4 protein-coding genes are annotated in these 3267 nt (G+C 43.8%); 1 reads left to right on the forward strand and 3 read right to left on the reverse strand.

Going from position 1 to position 3267, the window contains the following annotated elements:
• Both menA and PX481_RS03085 read right to left on the reverse strand, forming a co-directional pair.
• The coding region (menA, locus tag PX481_RS03080; protein WP_288093626.1) for a 2-carboxy-1,4-naphthoquinone phytyltransferase at positions 1 to 558 on the reverse strand (558 nt) is incomplete at its 3' end.
• Between the two features lie 380 nt (positions 559 to 938).
• Complete coding sequence (locus PX481_RS03085) at positions 939 to 1577, reverse strand: PEP-CTERM sorting domain-containing protein (RefSeq protein ID WP_288093628.1); 639 nt, start codon at positions 1575 to 1577, stop codon at positions 939 to 941.
• Between the two features lie 536 nt (positions 1578 to 2113).
• Here PX481_RS03085 and PX481_RS03090 point away from each other — a divergent pair.
• Positions 2114 to 2407, forward strand: coding sequence for a hypothetical protein (locus PX481_RS03090; protein WP_002760270.1), 294 nt, complete (start codon positions 2114 to 2116; stop codon positions 2405 to 2407).
• Here the strand turns inward: PX481_RS03090 and PX481_RS03095 are convergent.
• The coding region (locus tag PX481_RS03095; protein WP_288093630.1) for an HrcA family transcriptional regulator at positions 2394 to 3267 on the reverse strand (874 nt) is incomplete at its 5' end. The two genes, PX481_RS03090 and PX481_RS03095, sit on opposite strands and share 14 nt — an antisense overlap.

Here is a 3267-nt window from a genome sequence, read left to right on the forward strand (position 1 = left end):
AATCCCGATAATAATTGAAGCCGCTAGACTAGAGAGGGAAAAAGTGCCAGCTTGGGAATAGTAGGCAGCGGCAATCGCCAAGGGTCCAAAAGTAAAGAAACAGATAATTTCACCTAATCCTTGATAACCGAGACGGAAGGGCGGTCCTTGATAGGTATAGCCCAAAAAACAGCAGAGGGCGATTAATTCTAGGATCATCCAATCGCCTCGCCAATAACTAATAGCAAAAATACCAGCAATACCCACTAATAGAAAAAGATTACTCAGCCAGAAAATTAAAGATTTGTTACCGGTTAAATTAACGATCGAATGAGCTTTATTAACATCGATCCCAGTATCGGCATCAAAAACATCATTACTGAGATTTAACCAAGCGAGAATTAAAATAGCTGAGAGGATAAAAGTGACAAAAATCGGGGGAGAAAATTGACCTGTTTCCTGATAAGCGATCGCTGTTCCCAGAATAATCGGTATAATCGCCACACTATACATTGGTGGTTTCAGGGCTGCTAACCAGAGTTTTTTGGGTGAGGGAGTGGTGATAGTATCGGTGGTCATAGTTAGGGTTTGCTGACAAAGTTTTTCCTAGGGATAGGGTGTGGGCTTCGGCCGTGATCTCAGTCGAGTGGACGGTGAGGCTTCGACGGTGAGATCAGCGTTCGACCGAGCTCACGCCGAGGTCCGAACCGCTTGTCGAACCGCCGGGGTCAATTACCTAATTTTCAGGGAAAAAGTGCCTGAATTTCCCCCCGATAACTCCAATGGCTAGCACTTTTTGATTTCAAAAAGGCCTAAAGATATTATCCAACAAGGTTTTTAGATTTATTCAGCCAGCCCTAGATAGTTCTTCAAAAATTGAGATGCGCCCAACCCGACACAGCCCGTTTTAGTGTCAAACCGAAATTTTCGCTAATCTTGCCCTGAGCTTAGTCGAAGGGTTAGACTTTGGTTTTGGTTTTTTCTGGCAGTTGACGACGGATAGCTGCACCGGCTAAACCCAGACCTAATAAACCGATAGCGGTCCTAGTTCCGGGTTCAGGTGTTTTGGTGGTGATTTCTATTTTAACGCCAGCCAAAGTGGAAGAGACGTTACTACCAGTTTGAGTGAAACGAATGAACAGAGGAAGACTAAAGTTAGTAGGTACCACCGACGAGACATCGAAGTTGAAGGAGGTACTGGCAATAGTACCAACGCCACTGGCAAGAACGTTATTGAATACGTGAGTTCCGTGAGCAAAGAGATCGAACTCTAGTTTACCGTCAGCATTGGAAGAGTCGTAAGTGAATGAACCTAAAACATTAGCGGCGATGAAATTACCTAGAATTGCGCCGCCAGTAGCAGGAGTAAAGGGGTCTGTATCACCTTGTCCTGCATTGGTGATCGTAGCACTAATTCCATTTATGGGATCGGGAGTGCCACCAGATGGTGGTGGAGAAGAAGGGGAGTTAAAACCACCGTCAAAGGTTTCAAAAACAATGGGTAGGGAGGTAACGAGGGTCCCTGCTTGGACTGCGGGGGCAACTAGGGCAACGGTGGCAAAGGTGGATAATAAAACTGCGACTTGATGGCTTCTCATGATTTTTTCCTTGTCTAACAAGGGGATAAATTAGGCAAATTGCCTGAGTTCAAAAGGTTTAGGGGAACATCGGCAGAAAATTAACATCAGCAGAAAATAAGTAATACATAACTATTACTGTTGATTTTTATGAATACTCATGTTAATCGATGACTTTTTGTTGCGTCAAGAGTATTTTTGTTAATTTTTCTTTACATAAAACAATTTACACACGTATTACACACGTATATCCCCGAAAAAAGCTGATTTTAAGTGCGGCATTTATAAGTCAATATTATCCAATTCCAGGACTGGGAATAGGCATTAATCTATCGTATCCAATGAAAAAGCTCTATGGGAAAAAACTTCAGTTTGTCAAGACTGTTGGGGATATTTTGGGAAAACTTGACATAATCTTTCATCTCAGCCGAGAACAAGCCAAATATCTCATATAAATTCATGATTAGGGTGGGTTTTCTGGCGCAACCCAAGCGATCGCTAAAGATGTTATTATCTAGACAGTCAGCTGAAAATTCCCGCAACCTTCCTAGCCACCGATGAGAGCGATCGCTAAAGATGATATTCTTTATATTCACCATGAGGATGTACCTGTTTATAAAAAAGGCGGTTCAGTGGTGAGAAATAGTTATTTTTGGGCGCTAAAATCGATCGCCTGTGGAGCGCGTCGGGGACAGGATTGGGAGTTCGATGCGGAGGTGTGGGTGGCGCTGGTGCGGATGTTGCTCTGTTTTGCCAATTCTGGCTATTTGGGGGATGGTGAGACAATTTTAGAGTTTACTGTCGATTGTCCCATTCCCGAACCTTTGCGGGGGATATCTACTTACTTATAGCCTCGCTGAGATAGTTAGCGGTGGATTCCACCAGGGGAATAGTATTTTCGTATAACATTCGCGTCGGTCCGATAATGCCAACACTACCGACGGGAGTATCTCCCTGTTTATAAAAAGCGGAGATAAGAGTACAAGGGCGCATGGATTCCAGAGGATTTTCGGAACCAATGGTGATTTTGACTTTTTTAGCTGATTTTTCCGGTTCTGGTCTTTGTAAAATCAGGGGTAAAAGGCGATCCTGTTCTGCTTCCAATAGATGCAGTAACATTTGTACTTGTTGCCATTGGGCGAATTCTGGCTGTCGAATGACTTCAGCGACACCATGGACGATAATCTCTGGGGTGGCAGTGGATTGGAGACTAGCGCTGATTTCTTGGCTTAATTGTCGGAGAAAATGGGTATAACGGGCAAATTCTCGCTCGATTTGCTGCCAATCGAGGTTAATTAAATCTGCCAAGCAATAACCTTTTAATTTTTCCCCCAGAAAATTAGAGAGGATTTGTAATTCTTCTGCTAATCCATCCTCCTTGTCCGTTGCCATAGACTCAGGAATTTCTATCATAACTGAGCGTGTTTGTAAACTATCTGTAACAATAATTAACATTATCTGCCGGTCCGAGACGGGGATTAATTGCAGATGACGCAGGGTATTGGTGAGGGTGTGGGGAAGGGTAACGATAGCGATATAACCGCTTAAACCGGCTAAAAACTGGGTGGCCCGTTGCAGCAGACTTTCGAGACTCCAAGCAGGAGATTTAGCGTTTTGATGCAGATAATAGCCGATTTTTTCGCCGATACGGTCATCGGGAGTCATTAACTCATCGACGTAGAGACGATAACCCCAATCGGAGGGAATGCGT

Source organism: Microcystis sp. M53603_WE2 (genome assembly GCF_030065435.1).